This is a genomic window from Frankia sp. ACN1ag, assembly GCF_001414035.1.
In the GTDB taxonomy this organism is placed as follows: Bacteria; Actinomycetota; Actinomycetes; order Frankiales; family Frankiaceae; genus Frankia; species Frankia torreyi.
Window position 1 is genome coordinate 79,831 of record NZ_LJPA01000017.1, and the last position, 20,807, is coordinate 100,637.

Below are 20,807 nucleotides of genomic sequence, written 5' to 3' on the forward strand. Positions count from 1 at the left end.
GCGGCGGGTCAGTGGGGCTGCTGCGAGGTCGCCGCCTCGGGGCGAAGGTCGGCGAGGGTGAGCGGGTGCGCCGGGGGATCGGGCAGGATGGTGACGGAGTGCACCTGCCCGCCGGCGTCGACGTGGACGAGCTCACCCGAGCGCAGCGAGCGCCAGCCGGGATGATCGTCCATGGGCTCGCTGGCGACGACGACGGCGGGCGCGTTGGCCAGCTCCGCCGCGTGGACCCGCGTCGCCCCTGTGGCGTCGCTGTGGTCCAGCGGCTGGCCGCCGCCGGGTCGCCGCAGCAGGTACAGGCGGTTGGTGTCCGGGTAGCGCAGCGCCCACAGGTCCCCGGGCGCGATCAGGATCAGATTGATGCTGTAGACCGGCAGGGTGGCGGCCACCCAACGCACCGCGGCGGTGATCCCGCCGGCGACGTCACCGCCGGCGATCTGGATCTCCCGGGTGATCAGGGCGAAGAGCCGTTCGGAGTCGGTGTCACCGGCGACCTGCGCCATGGCGGCACCGAGATGCTCCTGCAGCACGTCGAGGCCCTCGATCACCCCGTTGTGCGCGAACAGCCGGCCGTCCTGGCGGAACGGGTGGGTGTTGCGCGGCGCGAGCCCGCCGGTGGAGGCGTGCCGGACGTGGGCGACGAACGTCGTCGACTGTGCCTGGCGCGCCCGCGCGGCGAACTGGCGGTCCTCCCAGGCGGCGATCGGCTGGCGGAACAGCTCCGCCCGGCCGTCGGCGTCGAAGTAGCCCAGACCCGTGCCGTCCGGGTTGCGGTGGCTCTGCTCGTCGAGGCTGTCCGGGGCGTCGAGCAGCCAGAACGTGGCCCGGGTCCGTCGCGGGGCCCCGGTCAGCCCGAACAGTCGGCACATCGGCGCACGTCCTTCCTGACCCGTCCCGGCGTCGTCCGTCCCGGCGTGGTCCGTCCTCGCGTGGTCCGTCCTGGCGTCGTCCTACCCTGGGGGCGGCCCGGGAGGTGCGAGGGACGGGGGCGCCGGACCCGCGCTCAGGCGCATCCAGTCCTGGTGGACGACGCAGCGCCCGGCGCCGGCGCGCTTGGCGGCGTACATCGCGATGTCCGAGGCGTTGAGCAGGCGGTCGGGGTCGGTGAGGCCGGGCCCGGAGACCGCCACGCCGGCGCTGGCGGTGATGGTGATGGTGCTGGTGCTGGTGCTGCCGTCGATCGCCACCGGCTCGGCGAGGGAGGCCAGGACCCGCGCGGCGACCCGCTCCACGGTGTCGGCCGACTCGATCCGCGTGCAGAGCACGGCGAACTCGTCGCCGGCGAGGCGGGCGACGACGTCGCACGGTCGCACCGCGGCACGCAGCCGGCGGGCGACCGTGCGCAGGAGCGCGTCGCCGGCCAGATGCCCGTAGGTGTCGTTGACCGCCTTGAAGCTGTCCAGGTCGACGAACACGATGCCGGTGCGCCCCGCGCCCGCCCGGCCCTCGCCGTCCCCCGCCCGGTGGTCCTCCGCCAGGCTGCTGCGCAGCCGCTCCAGCAGCGATGCCCGGTTGGGCAGGCCGGTGAGCAGATCGTGCTGCGAGCGGTAGCGGATCTCCCGCTCGGCGGCGAAGCGGGCCGCGGCCGCACCGAGCACGCCGGCCACCGCCGCCACGAAGCTGCGTTCGGAGTCGTTGAAGGCCCCGACCCCCGCCGGCAGGACGGTCCCGGGGGAGGTGTACGGGGGCCCGGCGGCGCCCGGGGGCCGCTGGACGGCGAGGACCGCCGAAGGTTCGCCGCGCAGACCTATCGGCTCGGCGAGGACGAACCAGCCGTCCTGGCGCGGGTCCACCTCGCCGCCGGCGGTCGCCGACTCGCCGCCGGCGGTCGCCGACCGTGACCCCGCGGGTCCGCGCAGGGCCTGCTGGGCGATCGCGGCGGCCACGGTCCGCGACACCGACGGACCGTCGGTGGCCACCAGGCCCAGCGCGCCGGTATCCCCGTCGACCTCGTGCAGGGTCGCCGTCGCCCCCAGATGTTCGGCGAGCACCGCCGTCGCCCGGCGCCACAGCACGGCCGGCTCGAGGGTGACCAGGGCCTCGCGGGCGAGGTCGGCGAGGTGGGCCTGCGCGGCGCGGGCGCTTTCCCGCTCGGTGATGTCGATCGTGATGGCCGCGACCAGGCTGACCTGGCCCATGGGGTCGCGGATCGGCATCACGTGCAGATCGAGGTAGCGGCCGAACGCGCCGACGATCCGCGCGCCGGGCTCACCGGCGAGACCCCGGCGCAGCAGGGCCATCGGCTGCGGATGATCGGCGAACACGTCGAACACCGACGCCGACTCGGCGGCGGCGAGGCCCGCGGCCTCCTCGGCCGTGTGCGCGCCCAACCCGAACACCGAGCGACCCGACTGGTCGATCAGCAGCATCGACACCGGGCTGTGGTCCAGCACGAGCCGCAGATACCGGTTCGCCTGCTCCTGCTCGGTGACGTCCTGCACCCGGCTGACGACCTGCGGCCCGTCGTCCCCGGGCACCGCCGTGGCGACGATCAGCACCGGCACCAGCGAGCCGCCCGGGCGGACCAGGCGCACCGCCAGCGGCGGCTCCGGCGCCTCGCCCGCGGCCCGGCCGCGCACCGCAGAGTGGGCCGGGTCCGGTGGGAGGTGGGCGAGCTGCCGGTGGTGGTAGTCCCGCAGCCGGGCGGCGTCGCCGGGCAGCAGGTGGTCCCCCAGCCGGGAGCCGATCAGCGCGGCCCGGTCGCGGCCGAGGATCCGGCTCGCGGTGTCGTTGACGTCGCTGATCACGCCGTCGGACGCCGTGGTGGCCAACAGGCCGATGTCGAGACGTTCCAACAGACAGTCGGTCACGTCCAGGGCGGGTCCGGCGGTCCTCCCTCCGTCGAGCGACGCGGATCGCGGCACCCGTTGGGCGTACCCGGTACCGGTGGCCGGAATCGTCGTGAACGGACCGGTCACACCCCTGTCGTCACCCGGCCGGCGCTGAGGCGCGGCGCTGCCCGCCGTCGACGCGCCGACGCCCTGGTCGACCTCGCGTCGGGCGAGCGGGGGGCCGGCCGCCAGTCCGTTCCGCCGGCCGACCTACCACCGTGGGTGCGGTCGCCGTCCGTGCCTGACAATTGTCATAACCGGCTGATTTCTACCTACAGGATCCGCATACTGTGACGGTGCGAAAGCGTTGTCGCGTACCGGGTGCGCGCGGCCGGCCCCGGCGGGGGGACGCCCGCGGGAGGTGGACCGCTGGCGACGGCGCCGCGGTCGGTGCCCGGGCGGGGCGCAAGACGGCCCGGTGAGCGGACCGGCGCCCGCCGGGCAAGCGGATCAGGCTCGATCGGCCGGGCCCGAGCTGGTCTGGTATGCAAGCTACGGCTCGAACATGCGCAGGGCCCGGCTGACGTACTACCTCGCCGGCGGTTGCCCGCCGGGCAGCGACCACCGCCATCCCGGCTGTCGTGATCCCCGCCCGCCGCGGTTGGCGGTTCCGGTCATGCTGCCCGGCGCCCTGTACTTCGCGCTGGAGTCGCGGATCTGGACGGGCGGCATCGCCTTCTACGACCCGGCGGCCCCCGGGGAGGTCGCCGGCCGGGCCTACCTGCTCACCGCCGGCCAGTTCGCCGACGTCGCCGCCCAGGAGATGCACCGCGCCCCCGACGTCGACCTCGACCTGGCCGCCGTGCTGCGCACCGGCCGGGCCCGGGTGGGTCCAGGCCGCTACGAGACGCTGGTGCTCGTCGGCCACCGCGCCGGCGTCCCCGTTCTGACGTTCACCGCGCCGTGGTCGCTGGCCGACGTGCGTCCCACCGTGCCGTCGGCCGGCTACCTGGCCATGCTCGCCGCCGGCCTGCGCGAGGCGCACGGCTGGCCGCCCGGCCGGATCGCCGGGTATCTCGCCACCCGGCCCGGTGCCGTCGGGGCGTGGCAGCCGGCGGACATCGAACGCCTCGTCGCCGAGTAGGGCGCCGTGCCCGGGCGGCATGGTGCGGTTCCGCGGAACACCAGGCGTCGGACTCGGGGCTGGTGCTGGTACAAGATAATCAACACTGTTGACGGTGCAGTACGCCAAGATCTTGATCTTGAAGTCGAACACCTCGCGACACCACCACCACCAGCAGCACTCGTGGCCGGGTGTTTGCGCGCCGTCAGAAGAGTGATCTGGCTGACATGGATTACTGTTCATACTAGGTTCACGGCCTGGGGGTTCAGGCAGCGGGTGTGCAGCGAGGAGGAGCGGACGATGAGCAGACCGTTCGAGGGCGTGAGCGTCGTCGAGATCGCCGGTTGGACGTTCGTGCCCGCCGCGGGCGCGATCCTCGCCGACCTCGGCGCCGACGTCGTCAAGGTCGAGCCGCCCACCGGCGACCCGCAGCGCCTGCTGCGCAACCTGCTCAACCAGGACGACAGCGGTCCCAACCCGTTCCTGGAGATCCCCAACCACGGCAAGCGCAGCGTCACCCTCGACCTGACCACCTCGGCCGGCCGTGAGCTGCTGCTGCGCCTCGTCGCCGACGCCGACGTGTTCCTCACCAGCTACCTGCCGGCGTTACGCACCCGCCTCGGCATCGACGTCGACGACCTGCGGGCGGTGAACCCCCGCCTGGTCTACGTGCGCGGCAGTGGCTGGGGTAGCCGCGGCCCGATGGTCAACACCGGCGGGTACGACTCGGCGGCGGCCTGGTCGAGCTCGGGGACCCTGCACAAGCTCACCGGCGCCGCCGACGACGAGCCGGTCGCCCAGCCGGCGGCCTTCTACGACCTGCAGGGCAGCAACACCATCGCCGGCGCCGTCGCGATGGCCCTCTACCGCCGGGAGCGGACGGGCGAGACCGCCGTCGTCGACGTCTCGCTGCTCAACACCGGCATGTGGGCGCTGGGTGCGGACATCGCCGCCGCGCCGTTCACCGGCGAGGTGCCGCGGGCCGACCGCCGCGCCCCGGGAAACCCGATCGTCAACTACTACCGGACCAAGGACGGCCGCTGGATCAACCTGGTCTGCCTGCAGGCCGACCGGTTCTGGGACGAACTGTGCCTGGTCCTCGACCGTCCCGAGCTCGTCGCCGACCCGCGGTTCCTCGACGCCGCCGCCCGCTTCACCCACAACCGTGCCTGCGTCGAGGTGCTCGACGGCATCTTCGCCGAGCGCACCCTCGACGAGTGGCGCGAAACCCTGGCCGGGTTCTCCGGGGTGTGGGCGCCCGCACTGACCCCCGCCGAGGTCCACGATCATGTCCAGGTCCGGGAGAACGGGTACCTCTCCGAGCTGACCGCCGAGAACGGCACGCCGTTCCGGGTGGTCGTCCCGCCCTACCAGTTCGACGGCGAACCCGCCCGCGCCCGCACCCGCGCTCCCGAACTCGGCGCCGACACCGCCGAGGTGCTGCGCGGCCTCGGCCTCGACGCCGCCACCGTCGACGACTACCGCGCCCAGGGCGCCTTCGGCTGAGCCTCGCGACCCGGCCGAGTGGCCGTCCTCGGGTGGGTGGCCGTCCTCGGGTGGGTGGCCGTGCTCGGGTGGGTGGCCGTGCTCGGGTGGGACGGTCGCGGCGTCCGGCGGTCAGGCGAACAGGACGCGGGCCACGTGGTCGGTGTCGGTGTACTCCCGGACGGAGACGATGCGACCGTCGCGGACCTCGAAGATGCCGAGGCACTGGTTGTCGTACGGTGCGCCGCTGGCGGCGGTGCCCCGGGAGGTCCAGGTGGCGACGACCCGCGGGCCCTCGGCGAGGATGCCGGTCAGCTCGACGAGCAGCGGCGCGCCGCTCTGCAGCCGCCTGCCCATCCCGCCGAGGAAGTCGTCGACGATGCGGGCGCGTCCCCGCCACTCACCCGAGATCGGCAGACTGCCCGGATAGTGCCAGACGGCGTCGGCGGCGAAGCTGTCGCGGATCACCGCGGCGTCGCCGTCGCGGACGGCCTCCACGTAGCGGACCACCACCGCCCGCGCGTCGTCGCTCGCCGGTCCGGCGGATGCGGGGCCTCCGGTCGCGGGGCTGGCGGGATTCGTGGTCAACGTTCCTCCCGGGTGAGAACGGCGTTGTCGCGGACGTGCCAGCCAGCCTGCCGCCCGGTCGCCGTCGCCGGCCAACAGCCGTCCGTCCGCCTTGACAACCGAGGGTGGTCGGCCATGGTGGTGACCGTGGATCTCGACCTGGGCCAGGCGCGGGCCTTCGTGGCAGCGGCCGAGGAGCTGCACTTCGGCCGGGCCGCCCGGCGACTGTTCCTCACCCAGCAGGCGCTGTCCAAACGGATCGCCCGGCTGGAGGACGCTCTCGGCGTCGCGCTGTTCCACCGGTCCGGGCACGCGGTGGAGCTGACCGACGCGGGACGGCGGTTCCTGGAGCCGGCCCGGGCGGCGCTGCGGGCCGGGGACCGTGCTGTCGCCGCGGCCAGAACGGAACTCCGTCCGCTGCGCGTCGACGTGTGGGGCCACCTCTACGGCCCGATGCGCACCCTGCGGGCCGTCCTCGACGACGCCCCGACGCTCGCCATGGAACTCGGCGCCAGCCGCGACCTGCCCACGGCCGTCGACGCGCTGACCCGCGGATCGATCGACCTCGGCTTCGGTCGCGTGCACGCGATCACCGATCACGCCCTCACCGATCACACCCCCCGCGAGCACGCGGGTGCTGGCGGGGGCCTCGCACCGTCGTTCGCGCACCGGCTCGTCCGCCTGGAGCCACTCGACGTGGTCCTCCACCCCGCCCATCCGCTGGCCGGCGGCGGGCGGGTGCGTCCCGCGGACCTGCGCGGCAGCGTGCTGTGGTGCCCGGCGCCCCTCGACCGGCTGGATTTCCTGCGCCGCTTCGCCGGCAGGTTCGGGATTGCGGCCGAGACGGCCGCGGCCAACCTCGGCCTGGAACCGTTGCTGGAGCGTCCGCGCACGGACCCGCGCTACGTCTGCGTGCTGCCCGCCGAGATGGTGCTGCCCGCCGACGCCGGCCTGCGAGGGGTGCCGCTGGTGGACCCGACGCCGCTGTACGCGTGGTCGCTGCTGTGGCGGGGCGAACCGTGCGCCGCGGGCCGCGACCTGCAGCGCGCCTTCGCCGAGACCGCCGCCCGCCGTCGCTGGCTCGAGTACGCACCCGGCCGCGACTGGCTTCCCGACGCCGATCACGCGCGGCTGGCGGGGTCAGTCGTTCGACACGGATGGTGACATGAGGGGTGGACTCTCACTCTCCGTGCCGAGACCGGCGCCAGAATTAACGCGGAGGAAGCCTGAGTTAATTTTGAGTGAACCCTCGTGTGTGACTCTGAGGTATGCAGACAGGCGGTGTTCCCGAGGCCGAAATCGTGACGATAGTCGCGTCAATCAACGATATTCCCAGCATGGAGCAAACCGACGCGATGCTCGAAGAACTACGCCAGCTTCCTCGCAACGCCGACACGGTCAAGCTGATCGACGACCTGCTGGAGCTCAGATCGCTACTCGGCGCGCGCTGAGAACGCGCGCCGAGTAGCGAAGGAAAGCTGGGCGACGCACCGACTAACCAATGGCGCGCCGGGATTGGCCGGCCTGAGCTACGAGGCTACTGCTGGGCGCCGAACGGCTGGCCCTGCTGGCCCTGCTGGCCCTGGTTCCCCAGGTTCCCCTGGCCGCCCTGCTGGCCGCCGCCGAAACGCTCGCCGGAGCCGCCGAGCCCGCCCTGGCCGCCACCGACGCCCGCCAGCTCACGCAGGCGGTTCTCGACGTAGCGCTCGCTGTGGTGCGTCTTGTCCGCAATGCGCGCGACGAGGTCCTCGATGTCGGTCGCGGCATCGAGGTCCGCCGTGCTGACCTGACCGAACTGGTCAAGGATGCGGTAGCGGATCTGCCGCCAGTTCTGGCGCAGCTGCTGCTCCACCTGCTGGCGCTGCTGCTGCTGGTCCTGCTGGGCCATTTTATGATCCCTTCCGGTCATTATCCGAACGCGCTGAGGGCGCGGAAGGGACGCTACCCCAGCCCGTCCGGCCAGCGCCAAACCGACGTGGAATTAGAATGTCTGCGCCCAGCTCCGGGCATCTGACGCCACAATCGGAAGCGTCCCGGACGGGTGCCTGTGACGGAATTTAAAGGCGGAAGAACGAACAACAAGGACTCGCCGATCACCCTTTTACGGTCTTCCTGGCCGCGTCTCGCCGGTAACGCCCGGCCTCGGCTGCTACGCACGGTCGATGCTCTCGTGCCGTGTTCACCTGCTCCAGGCGGCGGGTACACGGGTCAGATGTCGTCAACATCCCGGCCTGTGCCGGCTGTCGGACGGGCCGCCACCGGTGGCGCCGGGCGGATCTTCCTCGTCGGGCTGATGGGCTCGGGCAAGTCGACGGTGGGCCGGGCGCTCGCGGATCGGCTCGGCCGGCCCTACCTCGACAACGACGCCCTGCTCCAGCAGCGAACCGGACTCGACGCGCCCGCCCTGGCCGACCTGGGCCGCGCAGCCCTGCACGACCAGGAGTCGCGGCAGCTTCACGCTCTGCTCGATACCCCGGCGCCGTATGTCGCCGGGATCGCGGCCAGCGTCGCCGACAACCCCGACGACCTCGGCCGCATCGCCGACGCCGGCCGCGTCGTCTACCTGCGGGCGACCCCGGCGACCCTGGCCCGGCGGGTCGGCCGCGGCCAGGGCCGGCCCTGGCTCGGCGAGGACCTGCTGACCACCCTGAACGAGATGTTCGCCGCCCGCGACGACGCCTACCGCCGCGTCGGGCAGGTCGTGGACACCGAGGGCCGCGACCCGCACGAGATCGCCGCCGAGCTCGCCCGCGTGGTCGGTACCGGCTGACCGCCGCCCCGTGGACGCGGCGCGGGGCGGGGGTGGGGTGGCCTGCCGGTCTCGGTCTCAGGCCCCGGGCGGATGCCCGGCGGCGGGCAGGCCGAAGGCGCGGATCACCGCGGCCGCGTCCGCCACGCCGGCGGCCTGTTCCGGGGTGAGTGCACCGAGCGGGGACCGGGCGACCCGCTCCCACACCACGGCCATCGCCTCGAACAGCTCCGGCGGCAGGCCCGCGGCGGCCTGGGTCGCGGCGATCTCGCGCATCTCGGCGACGTAGCGGTCCGCCTTGCTCGCCGACAACGCGAGCCACGATCCGAGCCCGTCGACCTGGGCGGGGAATGTCGGCCCCAGGTCGTCGAGCATCACGTCGAGCACCCCGGCCTGCTGCGCCGCCGCGGTCGCCTGCAGGAAGAGGGCGGCGAGCCCCTTGTAGACACTCGCCGTGCTCATCTTCAGCGCGCTCGCGGTGCCCACCGGACCCGCCAGGACGCGCGATTCGAGCCGGGAATGGGCCAGCGCGGCGATCTCACCGGCTCGCGGCCCGCTCAGGTACAGCCGGGTGCGGGCTCGCCCGGACGCCGCCTGGGGCGGCGGGCCGGAGATCGACCCGTCGACGAGGTCCAGGCCGCCCAGGGCCTGCCCCACCCGCGCGAGCGTGGCGGGGGAGACCGCGTTGAGGTCGGCGACCAGCGGGGTCGCTCCCGACGCGGCGGCCGACTGACGGATGGCGCCGGCCACCGCAACGGCCTCGCCCGGCGGCACCACCGACAGGACGATGTCCGCCGCCCCGACCGCCCCGTCGAGGGAGTCGACGAGGTCCAGGCCATCCGCGAGCGCGCGGGTCCGCTCCGAGCGGCCCGCCACACAGGCCACCACCCGGGCGCCGCCCTCGACGTAGCCGCGCCCCAGCGCCGAGCCCATCGCGCCGGGGCTCACGATCGCCACCATCACCACCCGGCATCTCCCTTCGCGGCGCGACCCGGACCGTGCTCCCGGCGCGATCCCGGCCGATGTCGGTGCCTGGCGCCCGGTGCCTGGCGCCCGGTGCCTGGCGCCCGGTGACGTCGGCGACGTCGGTGACCCACCGTGATCCAAGAACTGTGATCCAGGATAGGCGTTCGACCGGGTCGGCCCGCCCGTCACCGGCGCGGGTCCGTCGCGGTATGCCCGCATCCCTCCCCGACCGATTCGTACGGGGAGTCCGTGTCTGAGGCGTAGCTCCATCGGATGAACCACCATGGTGTGGTGGGCGTCGTCGGGCGCCGGCCGCCGGCAGGGGCGGTGACGCTCGTCACCGGCGGGGACGGGCCCCGACGGCGCCGGCGGTAGTCGGAGGGGATCGTGAGAACGGCGGTGCGGAGCAGATGATCAGCGGTCAACCCCACGTGCGCGTCCTTCGCCCGGTCGCCCGCCCGCCGGACCCGTCGGCGGCCGGCTCCCCGCCCGCCATCCACCCGTCCACCAGGATCCCGTCGGTCAGGGTGATCCCCTCGGCCACGCCCACGACCGCCCCGTCCCCCACGACCGCCCCGTCCCCTGCAACCGCCCCGTCCCCCACGACCTCCGACACCCGCGAGGAATCGGGAACGGAATCACCGAGCGCGGAATCACCGCCCGCAGCGGACCCGACCGGACGCCGGGTGGCGGCAGACCCCCCGGGTGCGCAGGGCGTCGCCGCTGCGGGGACCGCCGATCCTGCGGCCGGGGCGGACCTCGGCGAGGACGCGCAGACCGTGATTCTGCCGGCGGCGGCAGACAGTTCCAGGGATGCGGCGACCGGGACGGCACCGGCAGCCGCGGTGGCGGTGGCGGTGGCACCGGCGGTGGCGGACGGTGCGGGGGAGGCGGACGGTGCGGGGGAGGCGGACGGTGCGGGGGAGGCGGCGACCGAGCGGGCGCCGGCTGCGGCGGATCTCGCGGCGGGCGCGGAGAACATGGCGGATGGGGACACTGCGGGCGGGGACACTGCGGGCGGGGTGGACTCCGCGGCAGCGTCCGGGCCACCACCCGAGGACGACGACGGCATCGGGCCGTTGTGGGCCGCGCTGCGTGAGGACCGGTTCGTGCTGTCCCGGTGCCTGGACTGCCGAAGCTGGCTGCCACCGCGCCCGGAACGCTGCCGGCACTGCGCGGGGTCGACGGACTTCGCACCGTCGGCCGGCACCGGCGTCGTCGAGAGCTACCTCGTCATCCGCCATCCCAGCGTGCCCGCGTTCGCCGGCCGCCCGCCGTACGTCCTCGCGCTGGTCAGCCTGGACGAGGGGGTCCGGCTGCCCGGCCGGCTCGACGGGGTCGCGCCGGGGGAGGCGAGGATCGGCCAACCCGTCCGGGCGGCGTTCCACGTCCGCCCCGGCGCGGACACCCCCAGCGTCCTCTTCCGCCCGCGCCGACCGACGGGCGCCGGGGCCCGCTAGGGCGCGTCTGCAGTCGTGATCACGGGGGTTGGTGCGCGTTCCTCACATGCTGTGGGAGCAGCCGTCGGCCGGCCGTGGCGCCGGGCGGGATCGAGCCAGGCGAGGCGGGCCATCAGGGCGGTCATCACCACGACCAGGACAAGGCCGAGCCAGAACGCGGACTCGGCGGCGCGGATGTGCGCGCCGCGGTCGGGATGGATGCCCAGCCGGGAGAAGAACACCGCGCCGAGGACGGCGACACCGGTGACGCTGGCGAACTGCTGGGTGGTGGTCAGGACCCCGGCGGCGACCCCGGACCGCTCGCGGGGGACGCCGGCCAGCGGCGCGCCGACGAGCGAGGGCAGGATCAGCCCGTTGCCGGCCCCGATCCCGGCGATCCCGGCGACGAGCCAGGCGGGGGACAGGCCGCCGGGATGGGTGTGCAGGGCCACCGCCAGGGTCAGGAAGCTCAGGGCGGTCACGGCGCAGCCCGCCAGCAGCACCGCCGGGCCGAGGCGGGCGACCAGGCGGCGCCCCAGGAACGAGCTGCCGATCGCCAGCAGGCCCATCGGCGCGAACGCCAGCCCGGCCGCCAGCGGACCGAGCCCGAGTCCCGCCTGCAACAGCAGGCTCAGCACGAACAGGCAGCTGCTGAACGACGCCATGAACGCGGCGTTCACCGCGAGACCGGTGGCGAACGTCGCGGTGTGGAACAGGGCGGGATCGACGAGGGGCTGCCCGCCGCCGCGCGCCACGGACCGCTCCCAGCGCACTGCGGCCGCCATCGTGGGGACGGCGGCGGCCAGCAGCAGCCAGCCCCACACCGGCCAGCCGGTCTCGTGCCCGATCACCAGCGGCAGCAGCGCGAGCCCGAGCCCGCCGGAGATCCCTACCGCCCCGGGAACATCCAGCTCCAGCCCGGCGGCGGTCCGCCGCTCGGCGCGGGGCAGCACCCATCTCGCCACCGCGGCGACGGCGACGCCGACCGCCGCGGTGGCGAGGAAGACGGCCCGCCAACCCAGGCCGAACACGTCGGCGTCGAGCAGCAGCCCGCCGAGCACCTGCCCGCCGATCCCGCTGACCGCGCCGGCCACCCCGTACCAGGCCAACGCGCGGGAGCGCTCGGCGTCGGTGAACGACGCGGTCACCAGGGCCAGGATCTGGGGGACCATCGCCGCCGCGGTCAGGCCCTGCGCCATGCGGGCCGCCACCAGCTCGACGGGTCCCTGCGCGAGCCCGCACAGCAGTGAGGCCGCGGCGAAGCCGGTCACCCCGGCGAGGAACAGGCGGCGGTGGCCGAACAGGTCACCGAGCCGCCCGCCGGTGACGACTCCCGCCGCGTAGGTGAACACGTAGCCGCCGACGACGAGCTCGAGCGCCGCGGGTCCGGCGCCGAGCCGGCGTTGCAGGTCGGGGATGGCGACGTTCACCACGTTGGCGTCGAAGCCGTACAGGACGTAGGCGGCCAGCACCACCGGTAGCAGCAGCCGGCCGTCGGGATCTCTCTTGCAAGGCATACTGCTGGTTATACCAATCGCTGGCATCGCCAATGAATAGGGGTGCCAGCGGCCGACGGCTAGGATGGGGATCATGACGGTGTCCGACGCTCTGCTGCCCGCCGCGCTGCGTCACCGCACGAGTTTCGTACTCGCCCGGCTCGCCGCCCTGTCCCGGATGCACTGTGCCGAGCGGTTGGCGACCCTCGGCCTCAACCAGCACCAGCACGCGATCCTGTGCTGCCTGGACGAGTTCGGCCCGGCCATCCAGCGCGACGTCGCCGCCCGTCTCGACCTCGACAGCGGCGACCTGGTGTCCTTCCTCGACCGGCTGCAGACGGCCGAGCTCATCCGCCGCGACCGCGACCCGCGCGACCGGCGCCGCCAGATCCTCACCATCACCCAGGCCGGCCAGCGCCTGCTGAACCAGGCCGAGACGCTGCTCGACGAGGCGGAGCCCGAGCTGTTCGCCGGGTTGGCCGCCGCCGAGGTCGAGCAGTTGCGCGCCCTCGCGGCCGGCGTGTTGACGCGGCACACCGCGCAGGCATGGCGGCACCAGGGTGCCCCCGCCTGACGGCGACCAGTCCTGCGCGGTCACCAGGGATAGCGGTCACCAGGGATAGGTGCCGCCGTTCTCGCTCAGGAACACCCCTGAGCCGTCCTCGTGGCGGGTGAGTACCTGTGCCGCGATGCGAGCGCCGCCTTCCTCGGCGGTGTCGTGGCCGGTGTGGCCGTTGAGGTCGGTGGCGCAGAAGCCTGGTGACAGGGCGTTGACGGTGATGCCGTCGGCGCGCAGATGCCGCGCGTAGACAAGAGTGATCGCGTTCAGCGCGGCCTTGGAGGAGTTGTAGCCGAGCAGCTGGGCGTAGCTTTCCAGCGCCGGGTCGGGGCTGGCCAGGAACGCGACCGTGCCGAGCCCGCTGGAGACGTTGCCGACGAATCCGCTGCGGGACCTGCGCAGCAGCGGGATCATGGCGTTGGTGACGGCGACGACGCCGAAGACGTTCGTGTCGTAGATCTCCCGCAACGCAGTGACGGGAAGTTCCGACGGCGGACGCCTCCGGTCACGGGTGATACCGGCGTTGTTGACCAGGACGTCCAGGTGACCGTACTCAGCGTCGATGAACGCCGCGGCCTGCGCGATCGTCGACTCGTCGGTGACGTCGAGGTGGACGAAGGTGACGTCCAGTCCGCGCTGGGCGAGGGCCGCGGCGGCCGGTCCACCGAGGCGCGGGTTGCGGGCGCCCAGCAACACGGTGTGCCCGTCGCGGGCGAACGACGTCGCCGAGGCGAAGCCGATGCCCTTGTTCGCCCCAGTGATCAGAACGACCTTCTTGGTCGTGGTCGAGGTCATGCCTGTACCGTGCCGCCTGGGAGCGGGGCCGCGGGAGAGCCTCGTCGAGGGTGGTACCGGCCATCCCATGGTGCCGATGCCGGCGGTAGGACACGCTGAGTCCATGGAAAAAGTGGACCGCGGCGAGCTGGCCGCGTTCCTGCGCCATCGCCGAGCCCGGCTACAGCCCGACGACGTCGGCCTGGAAGCCGGCTACCGTCGCCGCACGCCCGGGCTGCGCCGGCAGGAGGTCGCCCAGCTCGCCGGGATGTCCGTCGAGTACTACATCCGCACCCGTCCGGGTGCCCGGCAACGTCACGACGCAACCAGCGCGGAGCAGTTCGCCCGCGAGTCCGTCGCGGATCTGCGCGCCGCCGCCGCACGCTATCCCCACGACGCGGGCATTCGCGATCTTGTGCGTCGGCTCCTCGACGCCAGCGATGACTTCGGCCGGCTGTGGAACGAACACGAGGTGCGGGTCCGGCGCTCGACGCGCAAGCGGCTGAACCATCCCGACGTCGGCTGGCTCGATCTCGACTGCGACGCGCTGCACGATCCCGAGCGAGACCAGTGGATCATCCTGTACAGCGCGGCACCCGGGACTCCCACCCACCGGGCGCTGCAACTTCTCAAGGTCATCGGAACGCAGCGGCTCGGCGCACCCGCCGAGCCACCACAGCTCAGAAGTTGATCATGTGGCCGGCGAGGCCGTGGATCGCCTCCTTGACGGACTCGCCCAGCGTCGGGTGGGCGTGCACGTTGCGGGCGAGCTCGGCGACGGAGAGATCCCAGCGCTGCGCGAGGGTCAGCTCCGGCAGCAGTTCGGTGACGTCGGGGCCGATCAGGTGCGCGCCGAGCAGCTCGCCGTACTTGGCGTCGCTGAGGATCTTCACGAAGCCGGCGGTCTCGCCGAGGCCGTGCGCCTTGCCGTTCGCCGAGAACGGGAACTTCGCGACCTGCACGTCGAAGCCCTTCTCCCGGGCCTGCGCCTCGGTGTAGCCGAAGCTGGCGACCTGCGGCTGGCAGTACGTCGCCCGCGGGATCATCACGTAGTCCAGCGGGTAGGTCTCGGCGTCGCCGATCGTCTCCGCGGCGATGATGCCCATGGCCTCGGCGGCGTGGGCGAGCATGAGCTTGGCCGTGACGTCGCCGATGGCGAAGATGTGCGGGACGTTGGTGCGGCAGTAGCCGTCGACGTCGATGGCGCCGCGCTCGGTCAGCGCCACGCCGGTGTTCTCCAGCCCGTAGCCGGTGATGTTCGGCCCGAAGCCGATCGCCTGGAGCACCTTCTCCGCCTCCAGCACCTGCGACACGCCGTCCTTGCCCGTCACGGTGACCTTGACGGTGTCACCGGAGTCGTCGATGGTGTCGACGCGGGTGGAGGTCAGCACCGTGATGCCGGCCTTCTTGTAGTGGCGGGCGAGCTCGACGGAGACCTCGGCGTCCTCCAGCGGCACCATGCGGTCGAGGAACTCGACGATCGTGACGTCGACGCCGTAGTTGCGCAGCACGTAGGCGAACTCGACGCCGATCGCCCCGGCGCCCGCGATGACGATGCTGCGCGGCAGTTCGGAGCTGAGGATCTGCTGCTCGTAGGTGACCACCCGCTCGGACAGCGAGGTGCCCGGCAGCAGCCGCGGCGTGGCACCGGCGGCGATGATGCAGTGGTCGAACGTCACCGTGCTGGTCGAGCCGTCCGCACCGGCGACGGACAGGGTGTGGTCGTCGACGAACGTGCCGCGCCCGGAGTACTCGGTGATGTTGTTCTTCTTCATCAGGAAGTGGACGCCCTTGACCCGGCCGTCCGCGACCTTCCGGCTGCGTTGGAACGCCACCCCGTAGTCGACCGTGATCGCCCCGTCGACGGAGATGCCGAACGTCTTGGCCTCGTGGGTGAGGGTGTGCACGAGCTCGGCGTTGCGCAGCAGCGCCTTCGACGGGATGCAGCCCACGTTCAGGCAGACCCCGCCCCAGTACCGCTCCTCCACCACTGCCGTGGTCAGACCGAGCTGGGCGGCACGGATCGCGGCCACGTACCCGCCCGGACCCGCACCCAGAACCACCACGTCGAAATGTTCGCTCACAAGGGCAGCGTAACGACCCCGGGCACACACCCCATTCCCGCCTCACCCGGCGTTCGGTCACACCCCTCAGCGGACCCGGGCGGATCAGACCCTGAGCAGCTTCTCGGTGATCTCGTGGAGCCGGGCCGCCTCGTCGCGGTCGAAGTACGGGGTGTCCACGTCGATGCGCCTGCCCTCCGTGAAGGCGCTCAGGCGCTCGGCCGGCGGCCGGTCCAGGCAGGGCAGGATCTGGCCGATGCTCTGTGCCACCGTCTTGCCGGTCACCTTCAGCCCGGCGACCTGCGCGGCGGTGGCCTGGTCGTACTCCCCGGAGAAGCTGGTCGACACGACGCCGGGGTGGAACAGGATGTACCTGATCCGGCTGTCCGGGTGCACGGCGGCGAACCCGGCGCCGAGCAGGTCGTTGAGCCGACCGCCGTGGCCCAGCGCCCCGGTCCCGACGTAGTGCCGGCGCAGTTGCAGGTCGTCCCACTGGATCGGGCTCGTTCCCCCCGGCCCCGCCACGTTGAGAACGATCGGTGTCGCGGCGCGTTCCAGCGACGGTGCCAGCCCGTGGCTGAGCAGGAAACGGCTCAGGTAGAACAGCGCGAAGTTGCTCTCCAGACCCTCGGGTGTCTCGGTGCGCACCGACCGGTGGTAGCGCGCACCCAGCACCAGGACGTCGACCGTGGGAAGGACCCTGGCGACCTCCTCGAACAGCCGGATGTTCTCGCCGATCAGACTCAGATCCGCCCGCACGAAGTGGGCCCGATCGCCGGCGCCGAGCTCGCGCGCGGAGTCGAGGAACCGTTCCCCCTTCTCGGCGCTCTGGCCCACGATGAGGACCGCGTCGCCACGGTGGAGGTGGACGTCCGCGAGCGCCCGGCCGATGCCGTCGGTTCCGCCCGTGATCACAATCGTCCTCATCGGGTCCTCTCTCCAGCCGCGCCCGCGGCTTTCTCAACAATTTTGGTGAATAAAAGCATATCCCGGCGACGCCCTGCAACCACGCCGGTCGCCTCGGACCCCGCAACGTCGGTGACGCGCAGGTCAGAGCCGGGACGACCCGCCAAGACCGTCGATCATGCCCTGGAGCATGTGGGTCTGGACCTGCAGCAGGACCCGCGCCGCCTGGCCCAGATCGACCGTCCCGATCTGGGCGAAGACCTCGGCCCCGCCGCGTTACCGGCACCTCTCGTCGACGCCGGGTCCGCACGGCGAGCGACCGGGCCGGCCGTGCCCCGACGATGGGCGCGCCGGGGAGCCGCACACCTCCACGAAGGCCAAATCCCTTGTCCCCGGGTGTCCCCCGATCGGCACTCCGGCAATTATCACGCGAATATCGAGGGAATTCGTGTAACCCCGGTCGCGGTAGCACCGTAGCCCATTCGTGTTGATGTCCCGGCCGGGCGTCGGTAGCGTGCCGGACCCGCCCTCACCTGCATTTCCCTTGCTGCTCGTGCCCTCCGGCGGGATCGTTCTCGCCCGTCCTGCCCATCCGTGTGGAGACGTACGACACAAGGCTGGATGGGCTGAACGGCCCGCGGATAAACAGGTACATGGGTACAGGTATCCACGACGCATCCGTGCGTCGATCTGCTAACATTATTGATCGCGTTGTCAAGGCCTGCACCCAATGCCCGGCGACGGGCTGGGGGCGCGCCTGATGACCCTCCTCGACACGGTCTCGAAGACCGGCTACAACCGGGCATTCGCCCGCCCGCTGACCGCGGGGGACCGCGCCTATCTCGCCTTCCACCGGCTCAATCCCGGTGAATACCAGGACGTCGGCGCGGTGCTGTTCCTCGACGGACCGGTGGAGCTGGCGGACCTGCGGGCGCACGTCGCCGAACGGCTGCGTGCGCCGCGGGCGCGGATGCTCACCGACCGGCTGGAGACGGTCACGGTCCGCCCGGCCGACCGCCGCTCCACGGTGCACGAGACCCACTGGGTCTGCGACCCGGAGATGAGGGTCGACGAGCGCGTCGTCGCCGTGGAGCTGCCGAGCGCGGCCGAGGTCGCCGGTCTGATCGGCGGCGACGCGATCGGTGACCGGCGCATCCGCGCCGCGATCGACGGGATCGCCAGGCGCCCCGTCGACACCAGCGCCCAGCCGTGGATGCTCTATCTGCTGTGCGAGCGCGGGAGCGCGGGCGCCGTGGTCGTCTACCGGACCAGCCACATCGCCCAGGACGGCGCGGCCCTCTACCGGTCGCTGCACCTGCTGTTCGGCGGCGAGGACGAGCCCGACCTGGGGCTGCCCGCGTCGATCCCCCGCCCGCAGGCCGGCGACTACCTGCGCTTCGTCAGCCGGGGGCTGAGCTGCCTGTCGCCGACGCGCGTTCTCGACGCCTGGGGCGGCCAGCCGGTGGGCCCGGCGCGGCATACCTGGATCACCACCGAGCTCGGGCCGATGCGGGACGTCGCCCGCCGCCACGACGCCTCGGTCAACGACGTCTACCTGGCCGCCCTGGCCGGCGCGGTGCGGGCGTGGTCGTTTCCGGAGTGGCGGGACGACTCCCGGCCCGTCCACGCGCTGATGCCCGTCAGCATCCGCATCGCCGCCGACCAGAACGTGCTGTCGAACTACACCTCGGGAGTGCGGGTCCCGCTGCCGTGTGGCGAACCGGACCCGGCCCGGCGGCTGGCCCGCATCGCCAAGGTGACCCGCCGGCTCAAGGACGGCGGGATGGGCGTGGTGGAGCATCACCACTTTCCCGCCGTGGCGGCGCGGGCCACCCCCCGCATGCTGTCCTACGCGGCGAGCTTCGGGGGGCGCACCCGGGAGCTGGCCATGGTGGCGACCAACGCCCGCACGATCCGCGGGCCGCTGGCCGTCGCGGGACGCGCCGTCACCGACCTGATCGGCACCGGGCCGCTGCTCGTCGGACGCCAGCACCTGTCCGTCGCGCTGTTCGGCCTCGGGGACCGCATCGGGATCACGTTCGCAGCCAGCGACAGTGTGCCGAACCACGAGCGTCTCGCCCAGTTGTGGCTGGCGGAGCTCACCGAGCTCCGCCGGGCGGCGCCGCCCGGCGGCGTGCGGGTACCGGTCCAGCGCGACGCGGGTCCGCGGGCCCGCTAGATCCGCCACCGGGCCGTCACGCGCCGTCCGGCCGGCGGCGCGCCTGCGAGCCCGTGGGTGAACATCGGGTAGCTGGTCAGGGGCAGCCGGATCGCGGCTGCCCCTGACCGTCAGCCGCCTTCGACGGCGGCGGCCGACCGGTCTGGGCCGGACGTGCGGGTCGGCTCGTCGGGATACGGCTCGTCGCCGTCCTCAGTAGCGGTGAGGGGGGCGGCGATGTCCTCCAGCGAACGGCCGGCCGCGTCCACGCCGAACAGCAGCTCGGCGACACCGCCGACGGCCATCACCGCCGCGCCGACGAGGAAGCCGACCATCACCGGCCCGGTGCGGCCGGTGTCGATGAGGTGGCCGAACAGCAGCGGGCCGGTGATACCGCCGACCGCGGTACCCACGGCGTAGAAGAACGCGATCGCCAGTGCCCGGGTCTCCATCGGGAAGATCTCACTGACCGTCAGGTACGCCGAGCTCGCCCCCGCCGAGGCGAAGAAGAACGTGGCCGCCACCAGCAGCAGGAACGTCCACGCGGTCAGCGCGCCGCCGTCGAACAGCACGGCGAGCAGCACGGCCAGCGCGGCGGCGGCCAGATAGGTGGACGCGATCATCGGCTTGCGCCCGACGGTGTCGAACAGCCGGCCGAGCAGCAGCGGGCCGGCGCAGTTACCCAGGGCGTAGACGACGAGGAACACCGGCACCGCCGACGAGCTGACCCCGTAGAACGTCGTCAGCATCGTGCCCAGGTCGAAGGTGAACGCGTTGTACAGAAAGGCCTGCCCGACGAACAGCGCCAGTCCCAGCACCGCGCGGCGGGGGTAGGTGCGAAACGCCGTCGAGGCGATCGTCCGCAGCGGGATGACCGTGCGCTGACGGACGGTGATCTTCTTGTTCGGGGCGGCCAGCCGCGTGCCCGTCTCGGCCTCGACGGTCTGTTCGATGTCGCCGACGATCCGTTCGGCGTCGTCGGCGTGGCCGTGGATGAACAGCCAGCGCGGGCTTTCCGGCACGTGCCGGCGCACGACGAGGATGACCAGCCCGAGCACCGCGCCGAGGCCGAAGCTGAGGCGCCAGCCGACATCGGTCGGGAAGATGCGCTCGGACAGGAGGAAAACGGTCAGTGCCGAGCCCGCCGCGGAGCCCAGCCAGTAGGAGCCGTTAATGAGCAGGTCGACCCGGCCCCGTACCCGTGCCGGGATCAGCTCGTCGACCGCCGAGTTGATGGCCGCGTATTCACCGCCGATTCCGGCGCCGGTGAAGAACCGGGTCAGGAAGAAGAACCACGGCGCCCACGAGAACGCCGTCGCCGTCGTCGCCACGATGTAGACGCCGAGGGTCAGTAGGAACAGTTTCTTCCGGCCGAAACGGTCGGTGAGCTGACCGAAGAACAATGCACCCAGGCAGCTTCCGAGCACGTAGATCGCGGCCGCGGTGCCGATGTCGGAGGCGGACAGCGAGATTCCGCTGCCCGATTCGGTGAGGCGTGAACCCACCGCGCCCACCATCGTCACCTCGAGGCCGTCGAGGATCCACACCGTCCCCAACCCGATGACGATCATCCAGTGGAACCGGGCCCAGGGAAGCCGGTCGAGTCGGGCCGGGATCGCCGTGCGGATCGTCCCCAACCCGCCGCTGTCGTTGCCGGGCATGCCACCCCCATACCTTCGCCGTTGCGGGCTCGCCGTCCGCCGCGACCGGTTCCCGCCGCGGCGGACGTCCCCACGGATGACGTTGACCTCCGG

Annotated in this window: 20 protein-coding genes; 9 read left to right on the forward strand and 11 right to left on the reverse strand. The window is 72.7% G+C overall.

Annotated features, from left to right (window positions below; genetic code table 11):
• Positions 1-8: 8 nt before the first annotated feature.
• Positions 9-866 carry a class II glutamine amidotransferase gene (locus UK82_RS16930; RefSeq protein ID WP_044883234.1) on the reverse strand — a complete coding sequence of 286 codons (858 nt, stop codon included), beginning with the start codon at positions 864-866 and terminating at the stop codon, positions 9-11.
• Between the two features lie 81 nt (positions 867-947).
• The gene (locus UK82_RS16935) at positions 948-2,915 is read right to left on the reverse strand and encodes a bifunctional diguanylate cyclase/phosphodiesterase (protein ID WP_236706030.1); all 1,968 of its coding nucleotides are present in this window, start codon (positions 2,913-2,915) and stop codon (positions 948-950) included.
• A gap of 331 nt (positions 2,916-3,246) precedes the next feature.
• Between UK82_RS16935 and UK82_RS16940 the strand changes: the two genes are divergently transcribed.
• Positions 3,247-3,912: a hypothetical protein gene (locus UK82_RS16940; RefSeq protein WP_055408084.1), complete on the forward strand. Its 666-nt coding sequence runs from the start codon at positions 3,247-3,249 to the stop codon at positions 3,910-3,912.
• Between the two features lie 279 nt (positions 3,913-4,191).
• Positions 4,192-5,397 carry a CaiB/BaiF CoA-transferase family protein gene (locus tag UK82_RS16945; RefSeq protein WP_055408151.1) on the forward strand — a complete coding sequence of 402 codons (1,206 nt, stop codon included), beginning with the start codon at positions 4,192-4,194 and terminating at the stop codon, positions 5,395-5,397.
• A gap of 111 nt (positions 5,398-5,508) precedes the next feature.
• Here UK82_RS16945 and UK82_RS16950 read toward each other — a convergent pair whose 3' ends face one another.
• Positions 5,509-5,964, reverse strand: coding sequence for a nuclear transport factor 2 family protein (locus UK82_RS16950; protein ID WP_082121606.1), 456 nt, complete (start codon positions 5,962-5,964; stop codon positions 5,509-5,511).
• A 114-nt stretch (positions 5,965-6,078) separates the two neighbouring features.
• Between UK82_RS16950 and UK82_RS16955 the strand changes: the two genes are divergently transcribed.
• Positions 6,079-7,107 (forward strand): LysR family transcriptional regulator, encoded by a 1,029-nt coding sequence (locus UK82_RS16955; RefSeq protein ID WP_055408086.1) that lies wholly within the window; start codon positions 6,079-6,081, stop codon positions 7,105-7,107.
• Between the two features lie 104 nt (positions 7,108-7,211).
• Complete coding sequence (locus UK82_RS16960; protein WP_044883231.1) at positions 7,212-7,394, forward strand: hypothetical protein; 183 nt, start codon at positions 7,212-7,214, stop codon at positions 7,392-7,394.
• Between the two features lie 86 nt (positions 7,395-7,480).
• Here the strand turns inward: UK82_RS16960 and UK82_RS16965 are convergent, their stop codons facing one another.
• Positions 7,481-7,831 carry a hypothetical protein gene (locus tag UK82_RS16965; protein ID WP_044883230.1) on the reverse strand — a complete coding sequence of 117 codons (351 nt, stop codon included), beginning with the start codon at positions 7,829-7,831 and terminating at the stop codon, positions 7,481-7,483.
• Positions 7,832-8,176: 345 nt separating this feature from the next.
• On the opposite strand from UK82_RS16965, the gene UK82_RS16970 reads away from it, so the two are divergent.
• On the forward strand, positions 8,177-8,713 hold the full coding sequence (locus UK82_RS16970) for a shikimate kinase (protein WP_236706031.1): 537 nt from the start codon (positions 8,177-8,179) through the stop codon (positions 8,711-8,713).
• A gap of 57 nt (positions 8,714-8,770) precedes the next feature.
• On the opposite strand, the gene UK82_RS16975 is transcribed toward UK82_RS16970, so the two are convergent.
• Positions 8,771-9,652 (reverse strand): NAD(P)-dependent oxidoreductase, encoded by an 882-nt coding sequence (locus UK82_RS16975; protein ID WP_236706049.1) that lies wholly within the window; start codon positions 9,650-9,652, stop codon positions 8,771-8,773.
• 427 nt (positions 9,653-10,079) lie between these two features.
• Positions 10,080-10,226: a hypothetical protein gene (locus tag UK82_RS38315; RefSeq protein ID WP_236706032.1), complete on the reverse strand. Its 147-nt coding sequence runs from the start codon at positions 10,224-10,226 to the stop codon at positions 10,080-10,082.
• A 118-nt stretch (positions 10,227-10,344) separates the two neighbouring features.
• On the opposite strand from UK82_RS38315, the gene UK82_RS31595 reads away from it, so the two are divergent.
• Positions 10,345-11,118 (forward strand): Zn-ribbon domain-containing OB-fold protein, encoded by a 774-nt coding sequence (locus UK82_RS31595; protein WP_236706033.1) that lies wholly within the window; start codon positions 10,345-10,347, stop codon positions 11,116-11,118.
• Here the strand turns inward: UK82_RS31595 and UK82_RS16990 are convergent.
• The gene (locus UK82_RS16990) at positions 11,115-12,614 is read right to left on the reverse strand and encodes an MFS transporter (RefSeq protein ID WP_236706034.1); all 1,500 of its coding nucleotides are present in this window, start codon (positions 12,612-12,614) and stop codon (positions 11,115-11,117) included. The two genes, UK82_RS31595 and UK82_RS16990, sit on opposite strands and share 4 nt — an antisense overlap.
• Positions 12,615-12,687: 73 nt before the next feature.
• Between UK82_RS16990 and UK82_RS16995 the strand changes: the two genes are divergently transcribed.
• Entirely contained in the window at positions 12,688-13,167 is a 480-nt protein-coding gene (locus UK82_RS16995; protein ID WP_044883321.1) for a MarR family winged helix-turn-helix transcriptional regulator, read from the forward strand.
• Between the two features lie 36 nt (positions 13,168-13,203).
• On the opposite strand, the gene UK82_RS17000 is transcribed toward UK82_RS16995, so the two are convergent.
• On the reverse strand, positions 13,204-13,947 hold the full coding sequence (locus UK82_RS17000; protein WP_044883227.1) for an SDR family NAD(P)-dependent oxidoreductase: 744 nt from the start codon (positions 13,945-13,947) through the stop codon (positions 13,204-13,206).
• 103 nt (positions 13,948-14,050) lie between these two features.
• On the opposite strand from UK82_RS17000, the gene UK82_RS17005 reads away from it, so the two are divergent.
• On the forward strand, positions 14,051-14,617 hold the full coding sequence (locus UK82_RS17005; protein WP_044883226.1) for a hypothetical protein: 567 nt from the start codon (positions 14,051-14,053) through the stop codon (positions 14,615-14,617).
• On the opposite strand, the gene lpdA is transcribed toward UK82_RS17005, so the two are convergent.
• Both lpdA and UK82_RS17015 read right to left on the reverse strand, forming a co-directional pair.
• Entirely contained in the window at positions 14,607-16,010 is a 1,404-nt protein-coding gene (gene lpdA, locus UK82_RS17010; protein WP_055408090.1) for a dihydrolipoyl dehydrogenase, read from the reverse strand. The genes UK82_RS17005 and lpdA overlap by 11 nt on opposite strands.
• Before the next feature lie 84 nt (positions 16,011-16,094).
• Positions 16,095-16,916, reverse strand: coding sequence for an SDR family NAD(P)-dependent oxidoreductase (locus tag UK82_RS17015; protein ID WP_044883224.1), 822 nt, complete (start codon positions 16,914-16,916; stop codon positions 16,095-16,097).
• Positions 16,917-17,625: 709 nt separating this feature from the next.
• Between UK82_RS17015 and UK82_RS17020 the strand changes: the two genes are divergently transcribed.
• Positions 17,626-19,074: a WS/DGAT domain-containing protein gene (locus UK82_RS17020; protein WP_044883223.1), complete on the forward strand. Its 1,449-nt coding sequence runs from the start codon at positions 17,626-17,628 to the stop codon at positions 19,072-19,074.
• A gap of 110 nt (positions 19,075-19,184) precedes the next feature.
• On the opposite strand, the gene UK82_RS17025 is transcribed toward UK82_RS17020, so the two are convergent.
• Positions 19,185-20,714, reverse strand: a complete 1,530-nt coding sequence (locus UK82_RS17025) for an MFS transporter (RefSeq protein WP_055408092.1) — start codon at positions 20,712-20,714, stop codon at positions 19,185-19,187.
• Between the last annotated feature and the right edge of the window lie 93 nt (positions 20,715-20,807).

Coding starts and splice junctions, on each gene's coding strand:
- UK82_RS16930 (WP_044883234.1), bottom strand. CDS start 866: ATGTGCCGACTGTTCGGGCTGACCGGGGCCCCGCGACGGACCCGGGCC.
- UK82_RS16945 (WP_055408151.1), top strand. CDS start 4,192: ATGAGCAGACCGTTCGAGGGCGTGAGCGTCGTCGAGATCGCCGGTTGG.
- UK82_RS16955 (WP_055408086.1), top strand. CDS start 6,079: ATGGTGGTGACCGTGGATCTCGACCTGGGCCAGGCGCGGGCCTTCGTG.
- UK82_RS16960 (WP_044883231.1), top strand. CDS start 7,212: ATGCAGACAGGCGGTGTTCCCGAGGCCGAAATCGTGACGATAGTCGCG.
- UK82_RS16965 (WP_044883230.1), bottom strand. CDS start 7,831: ATGGCCCAGCAGGACCAGCAGCAGCAGCGCCAGCAGGTGGAGCAGCAG.
- UK82_RS16975 (WP_236706049.1), bottom strand. CDS start 9,652: ATGGTGGCGATCGTGAGCCCCGGCGCGATGGGCTCGGCGCTGGGGCGC.
- UK82_RS16990 (WP_236706034.1), bottom strand. CDS start 12,614: ATGCCTTGCAAGAGAGATCCCGACGGCCGGCTGCTGCTACCGGTGGTG.
- UK82_RS16995 (WP_044883321.1), top strand. CDS start 12,688: ATGACGGTGTCCGACGCTCTGCTGCCCGCCGCGCTGCGTCACCGCACG.
- UK82_RS17000 (WP_044883227.1), bottom strand. CDS start 13,947: ATGACCTCGACCACGACCAAGAAGGTCGTTCTGATCACTGGGGCGAAC.
- UK82_RS17005 (WP_044883226.1), top strand. CDS start 14,051: ATGGAAAAAGTGGACCGCGGCGAGCTGGCCGCGTTCCTGCGCCATCGC.
- UK82_RS17015 (WP_044883224.1), bottom strand. CDS start 16,916: ATGAGGACGATTGTGATCACGGGCGGAACCGACGGCATCGGCCGGGCG.
- UK82_RS17020 (WP_044883223.1), top strand. CDS start 17,626: ATGCCCGGCGACGGGCTGGGGGCGCGCCTGATGACCCTCCTCGACACG.
- UK82_RS17025 (WP_055408092.1), bottom strand. CDS start 20,714: ATGCCCGGCAACGACAGCGGCGGGTTGGGGACGATCCGCACGGCGATC.